The organism is Mesorhizobium sp. WSM4847, from assembly GCF_055811335.1.
The window spans coordinates 1-7,270 of record NZ_JBVVPY010000054.1; the positions used below are offsets into that span (position 1 = coordinate 1).

Genomic DNA, 7,270 nt, shown 5'->3' on the forward strand with positions numbered 1-7,270 from the left:
GCGATGAACCGCTCGGCCGTCAGCTCGGGCCGGTTCAGGTAGCCACGCGCAACGCCTGCGCCGCCAATGTAAAGCTCACCCACCGCCCCGAACGGCACAGGTGCACCATGGCCGTCAAGCAGATACACCCGCGTGTTCGCAATCGGACGGCCAAGGGGAGGCAATTGGGGCCAACATGATGGGTCAGCTGTAAGCCGGTGCTCGGCAATGACGTTGATCTCTGTCGACCCGTATTGATTGATCAATCTCGCCTTTGGATGTGCTTCGAAGAACGCCTTAAGCCCTGGAGTAGCCTGCAGTTGCTCACCCGCTGTATAGATCTCTCTTAGAGAGGGCAGTTGCACTTGCTGCCCGCCCCAGACCTCCGCAAAATGGTTCAATGCTACGAATGGAAGGAAAAGCCGCTCGATCGCCTCCCCCTTCACGAACTCGAGCAAGTCGGAGAAGTCCTTGCGGGTTTCTTCCCGCAAGAGCACGAGCAGTCCACCCTCCTTCCAGCAAATGAACAATTCCTGGGAGGACACATCGAAGTTCAGGGTCGCGAATTGAAGTGTGCAAAGTTTTGACGTGCCAACCCCCGCGAGCGAATTCACAAGCGAGCCGTGGGACATTTCGACGCCCTTTGGCGTTCCGGTAGAGCCTGAAGTGTAGATGACATAGGCGAGATGGCGGGATGTGAGGCCAAGCGTGCGCGGGTCCGGGTTCGAGGCGGGCAACTCGACCCAGGCCGGGGTGGCCGTCTCCAGATCGACCATCGTGACATCGGCCAGCGCCTCGGCGCCTAACGCGGAGCGTCCGGCCGCATCACAAAGCAGCAGCCGCGGCGAGGCATCGCCGAGGACCTGCCGCAGCCGCGCGCAGGGGTAGGCCGGGTCCAGCGGTAGATAGGCGCCGCCCGACTTGAGGATTGCCAAGACACCGACTACCATGGCCAGGCTGCGCTCCACGCAGATCGCCACCGGCCGGTCCGGCTTGACTCCAAGGGCGATCAAATGATGGGCTAGCCGGTTGGCCCGAGCGTTGAGCTCGCCATAGCTCAGGCGCTCGTCGTCACAGACCACCGCCGCCGCCTCCGGCGCTTGGCGCACCTGCGCCTCGAACAACTCATGGATGCACCGGTTCGAACGATAATCCGCCGCCGTCCGGTTCAGATCCTCCAGCAGATAGGTGCGCTCGGCGGCCGGCAGGATATCGATGCGGCCGACCGGCTGCCCCGCATCGGCCATCACGCCACACAACAATGTTTGCAAATGCTGCGTCATACGGTCGATCTGCGTCGGTGCTAATCGACTTGCATCAAAGTGCCATCGAAAGCTCCCATCCAGAGTGCAAAGCTCGAATGTCAGCAAATTACCGGACAGGGTTGTCTCAGAACTCGCGTTCGGAGCTAGATCGCTAGCGGCAGAACAGTTATCTGCTGTAATCGTGATGCCAATTGACCAGGGCTGGTGTGATCGTAGTGCCTCCACACCTCGCAATGTCGGGCAGCGCGCGATAAGATCCCGCGCGAAGCTGCCGTGCTCCGTCAGCCGAGCGAATTCGGCCGCCACCGCCCCGCGCACTCCCTCAAAATTATGTGCAAGATCAATGGAGACTTCGATCGGCACGACAGAGGCGATAAGCATCTCTCCCGCTTTCGAACCCGCTTGCGATCTATCCGATGCGGGCGTGCATCCCAGTTGAAGCTCTGCTTCTCCCGTGATGCGGGCGAGATAGATCAGCCAAGCCGTTACCAAATATTCCGTGCGATCGAGTGGCGACAGCTTGGCCAAAGCACTTGGAATGATCCCCGAACTCGACTGCCATCTGGGCGGCGTCTCAGCTACGGACGACGACACGAAGGGAAGCTGCGATGTTTTGAACTGCTCTAGCCGCTGCCGCCAAAAATACTCTGAAGGGGCCAGCTTTTCATGGGCGGCAGTTATGCTGTGCGCCTGTTCATCGCTTAAGCTCGGAAGGCGACCACCTTCATTCAGATTCCAATGTCCCGCCAAACTCCCTCCGTCACCAATACCGTCGCCGACGACATTGCAGTTGCCACCGTACCCTCGTCTGAGTTTCCGGTGAGCGTTGTCAGCGGACGACTTCTCTCAGTCTGTGCGCCTTTTTACGACTACGCATGCATCGTGCCAAAGGTGAAGTCGTTCTCAATGAACATGATAGCAACACTGCTATGTAGCTTATCCGACAACGCCGGACATCCTACCCTTGAGCGCGCCTTTCAATCGGCACAGGCCTTCCGGAATCTCGCCGAGTGTTCGGCGAAGCAAGCGGAGCCTGGAACATATCACTGTCCACGCGGGCTGCGGCCGCGTGGGTAGGGACATCTTCGTGGGAAGCCCCGTTTATCAATGAAGACCAATGAGAAAGCGGAGCCCATGTGAACGAGACAACGAACAATTTTTCCGCTGAGGTCCGCGCGCCCGTGCGGTGCGGATGGGTTGGGTCGCTAAGGTGTCCTCGCATTAAGCGGGCGGTTTGAGATCTGTCGTTGGTCTACTTTGTTCAATATGCCGAGCCTGTCGGGTCGTTGAGCCTGTGGCGCTCGGTTCCGTTGAGGGGCGGGTTGAAGATACTTACGAGGATCAGGTCCTTGTCTCGGCCCCCACGCAGAAGATGCTTGTCATGCTTATCAAGCACATAGATGTCGCCCTTGCGAATGGGAAAGACATTACCATCCATGTCCTCGACCTCGCCCTCTCCGGCGACGCAGTAGCAGGCTTCAAGATGATTACGGTATTGCAGAAGCGAGACCGTGTTAGCGCGCACTACGGTGTGGCAGATGCTAAAGCCCATGCCGTCCTTATCCGTCAGGAGGCGGTGGCTAGTACCATTGCCCCAATCGACGAAGTGATCGGTCGCTTCAACATCCTGCAGGCTACGCACAATCATAGCGCTATCCCCTTTTGTATTCCGCAGCCGAGCCGGAAGTAGGGCCCGTACTACCGTGATGTTGCCACTTCTGCGCGGTACTGCCGCCTGCGTTACATGTTTCAGAATGCCCTACCGGCCCCATAAAGTGTTTTCGGTCGCAATCTGGCAAGTTGTTTCCTTCCTTCGCTGTGCCTCGCGACACGAATACAACTCCGCAGCCTGTTAGCTAAAGCAAATCTCGTGCCACCCTGGTACGGAAGGGGACTTGCGGCACATCGATTACCGCGGCATGCCTAAACGGCCACCTGCGTCCCGATCTCGACGACACGTCCGGTCGGGATCTGGAAATACTCCGTCGCATCGGCCGCCGAGCGCGCCAGGCCGATGAACAGCTTGTCTTGCCAGATCGGCATGCCGGAATTGGGCGATGCCTTGAGCGAGCGCCGTGACAGGAAGAAGGACGTCGTCATGATGTCGAACTTCCAGCCCTGCTTGCGGCAGATCGCCAGCGCGCGCGGAATGTTGGGCTGCTCCATATAGCCGAAGGTCAGCGTCACCCGCATGAACAGCTCGTTGACGATTTCCATCTTGACTCGCTCGCTGTCCGCGACCACCGGCTGCGGCGCCGTCACTACCGAAAGGATGACGTTCTGCTCGTGCAGCACCTTGTAGTGCTTCAGGCTGTGCATCAGCGCGGTCGGCGCGCTGAGCGGATCGCTGGTCAGAAACACCGCAGTGCCCGACACCAGATGCGGCTTCTTCTTCAGCAGATTGCCGGCAAGGAAATCCAGCGGGATCTCGTTCCGGCGCGTCTTTTCGAACAAATAGCGGGTGCCGCGGATCCAGGTCCACATGGTGAGCACAATAACTGCGGCAATGGCAAGCGAGGACCAGCCCCCTTCAAACACCTTGACTATGTTGGCCGCAAAGAAGCCGGTATCGACGAAGGCGAACACCGCCATCAAGGCGACCGCGACGCCGACCGGCCACTTCCAGATGCGCGTCATCACAATAAAAAGCAGTATGTTCGTCACCAGCATGTTGCCGGTCACCGAAATACCGTAGGCCGAGGCCAGTCTGCTCGATTCACCGAAGCCGACCACCAGCAGCATCACCACCAGCGCCAGCAGCAGGTTGACGCGCGGCAGGTAGATTTGGCCCGACTGTTTTTCCGACGTATGCAGGATCACGAAACGCGGCAGCATGTTGAGCTGCACCGCTTGTCTGGTCAGCGAGAAGGCGCCGGAGATCACCGCCTGGCTGGCGATCACGGTCGCCGCCGTCGCCAGCACCACCATCGGGATAAGCATCCAGCCTTCATTCATCTCGAAGAAGGGATGACCGACGACACCGCCATTCGCCAGCACGAAGGCGCCTTGCCCGACATAGTTGAGCAACAGGCAGGGAAACACGATCGCCAGCCAGGCGAGCACGATCGGCTTGCGCCCGAAATGGCCGAGGTCGGCATAGAGCGCCTCAGCGCCGGTGACGGCGAGAAAAACCGCACCGACCGTGACGAAGGCGACTTCGGGCGAGTTGACCAGGAACGCCACGATGTAATGCGGGCTGATTGCCAGCAGGATTTCGGGGTCGTCCATGATGTGGTTGAGGCCGGAAAGGCCGATGGCCAGGAACCACAGCGCGGTAACGGGCCCGAACACCAATCCTACGCCGCCGGTGCCAAACCGCTGTACCGCAAACACGATCGCCAGGATAGCCAGTGTCAGCGGCACCACATAGGGCTGGAGTGTCGGCGTGACGACATTCATACCTTCGACCGCCGACAGTACCGAGATTGCCGGCGTAATGACTGCGTCGCCGAAAAAAAGCGCCGCGCCGACGATGCCGATGCCGAGGATCACCGCCGAGCGGGTCGGGAAACTGTTGCGCGCCAGCGCCACAAGCGACAGCACTCCGCCCTCGCCTCGATTGTCGGCGCGGAGCACGAACATGATGTATTTGATCGTCACGGTGATCGTCAGTGACCAGATGATCAGCGACAGCACGCCGAGGATGTCGCCACGGTTGGCGACGTTGCCACCGGCTGATGCATGCAACGCTTCGCGGAATGCATAGATCGGGCTGGTGCCGATATCGCCGTAAACGACACCGAGTGCCCCCAGCATCAGCACCTTGGTGCTGTGCTGCTCGACCTCAGAATGGCTCGATTGTTGGACAGGTTCTGCCTCGTTACCAGCATTGGTAAGGGCCATGGACGACACTCCGAATAAGCGCGCGGTGCTCTACGCTTGCTGCACTGCAATATCAAGTGCCGCAACGTAATGTCTGCCGGCATCCCCTGTCGTTGCTCGCCTTGGCAGACTCGCCAGCCCGAAGCCCGACCGTGTGCGCTTCGACAAGCTTGGTGGCTTCTTCAACCAGTATCTCGCCGCGGAAATCGAATCGTTCTCTGCGCCGCAAAGTGCGGCCGGTGAGCGGCTTGGCCCTGCGTTCGAGTTGGCCACGTCTCGCTGGATCGAGCATGGGAGCCTGCCGCAAATGTCCCAGATGAGAGACTTTGCAAAAGGCTATGAAGAGCAGTGGATTGGTTGCATGTGGCAGCCGTGACGAAAGTCAATCAGTCGCGGGCGAACAGTGCTGATTCGAAAGGAATACGACGCCCCGCCGCTGCACCGGTCGGAGGCTACCTTCTGGCCGCTTAATTTCGGTGATTGAAGCATCACGAAACCTCGGCTCGGGCAGCTCTTCGACTGCACAGAACAGGGCGCAGCCTTTGTGGCGGAAGCTGCCGACGGAACACTCGTCCATATTGATGACGTACCCTCTGGCCTCGCATGTGCAGGCAAGTGTACCGGCTGCGGAAAGCGGATGGTGGCCAGGAGGGGCACCGTCAAGGTCCATCATTTCGCGCACCATTCGGAGCGGGACGGCAGCAAATGCATAGCACCGGGAGAAACCGCACTTCATAAATTCGCGAAAAATATCCTTGACGAGCGGCTCGAAATCGCGCTCCCGGAGATGGTCCTTTGCCGGCATCAAAATGTCCTCGTTCATCGCGAGGTAATCGATGCCAAAGTTGCTGACCCAGGAGGTAATCTTCAGTGCTGAAAACCGGCCGGTCTTTGGTTGGAATGGTGGCCGGCTTCATATCTGAATGATTTTGATCGGAATGGCGGCCGGCTTCACGTCGGAATCCGCAACCTTAGCGTGTCGCTGGGAACAGTTCTTGTTCCGACCCCTGATCGGGACGCTGAAGCCATCGACGCGTGGCTGCGGGCTGCCACGCGGACTGACTTGAAGGCGCGCATCCGACCCAGCTTTCTTCGAGGCAGTTCGGGGGAGAGTTTTGGGCCAGAATCGACGTATTGTGGCGTCGCGACTAATCCGGCGCTTCCGCAATCTCAGTCTGGCGGTGGAGTCCGTTCGTTGATTTGGCGAAGGCCGTTGAAATGGCTCGAGCCAAAAGTTGGCAGTTTTCCGGGTTCCCCACCATGCTCTCGTGATCGCCTGGAACCGGCACGGCATGAATGGCCGCCGCATCCAAAACTCGGTCCCATCCCCGCATGGGCGAAGTTGCGTGTGGGTCTATGGAGTTCTTGGCTCGTTCCCCCTTGGGGAGGTCAGTTTCAGTGGCATAAAACTGATGTATTGCCACTGGTAACGATGGAGGTTCATACCCCTGCAGCGCTACGTGAAACCTAGCGATTTTTTCATAAATCGCCGCATCGTCTTGGAGATCACGATTTGACGGGATCGCTCCGATTTGCTGCGCCTTTTCGAGCAGCTGGGCAATCGAGCTTTGTTCAGCGAAACGCTCGAGCTCTGCAAAGCGCTCGTCGTCCAAGGATTCGAGGCTTTCTAGAACCAGTTCGTTGGCGATTTGGTTGAGTGACATGGTCGAGCCACTTGCAGGTAGCGCAACATCGATGAAGGCCATGAACGAAACAGCTTCGCCTAACCTCAACAGGTGCCGCGCAATTGCGTAGGCCAATATTCCGCCTGAGGAATAGGCTGCGAGGCGATACGGCCCCGACGGCTGGATTTCTTTCATCACCCCGATCGCCTGCGAGGCCATTTCTTCAAGAGTTGGGAAACAAAATTCATTGAAATCCGGCCATGGTACCGCATAAACGGGACAGTCTATGTCCATTTCGCTTGCCAGCTTGACGGCGTAGGAACAATCGCCCATCCCTGTCGGAAGAAAAAAGAGCGGCGGTTGCGATCCCGTCGCACGAATGGGAATCACTCCTGGATTGCTCGGCTGTGGTCGCAAATTGAGCTTCGATGCCAGTTCCTTCAGAATGGGTGTCCGGAACAGATCGCTGGCGCTGAATTGCAGCCCAAGATTTGAGGCTCCACTCAGCAGCCGCACCGCCAGCAGCGAATGGCCGCCGAGCTCGAAGAAGTGGTCGTGGCGGCCAACCCGCTCGAGCCC

General features: G+C 58.9%; 6 protein-coding genes. 1 reads left to right on the forward strand and 5 read right to left on the reverse strand.

Features of this window, described 5'->3' with window-relative positions; genetic code table 11:
* The 3 genes from AC0L28_RS34030 to AC0L28_RS34040 all read right to left on the reverse strand — a co-directional run.
* The coding region (locus tag AC0L28_RS34030) for a non-ribosomal peptide synthetase (protein WP_473482829.1) at positions 1–1,994 on the reverse strand (1,994 nt) is incomplete at its 3' end.
* 511 nt (positions 1,995–2,505) lie between these two features.
* Positions 2,506–2,892, reverse strand: coding sequence for an ectoine synthase (locus tag AC0L28_RS34035; protein WP_473482831.1), 387 nt, complete (start codon positions 2,890–2,892; stop codon positions 2,506–2,508).
* A gap of 275 nt (positions 2,893–3,167) precedes the next feature.
* The gene (locus AC0L28_RS34040; RefSeq protein WP_473482833.1) at positions 3,168–5,087 is read right to left on the reverse strand and encodes a potassium transporter Kup; all 1,920 of its coding nucleotides are present in this window, start codon (positions 5,085–5,087) and stop codon (positions 3,168–3,170) included.
* Between the two features lie 133 nt (positions 5,088–5,220).
* On the opposite strand from AC0L28_RS34040, the gene AC0L28_RS34045 reads away from it, so the two are divergent.
* Complete coding sequence (locus AC0L28_RS34045) at positions 5,221–5,442, forward strand: hypothetical protein (RefSeq protein WP_473482835.1); 222 nt, start codon at positions 5,221–5,223, stop codon at positions 5,440–5,442.
* A 6-nt stretch (positions 5,443–5,448) separates the two neighbouring features.
* Here AC0L28_RS34045 and AC0L28_RS34050 read toward each other — a convergent pair whose 3' ends face one another.
* Positions 5,449–5,889, reverse strand: coding sequence for a hypothetical protein (locus tag AC0L28_RS34050; RefSeq protein WP_473482837.1), 441 nt, complete (start codon positions 5,887–5,889; stop codon positions 5,449–5,451).
* A 325-nt stretch (positions 5,890–6,214) separates the two neighbouring features.
* Positions 6,215–7,270 (reverse strand): thioesterase domain-containing protein (locus AC0L28_RS34055; RefSeq protein WP_473482839.1); only part of this gene is annotated, 1,056 nt, incomplete at its 5' end.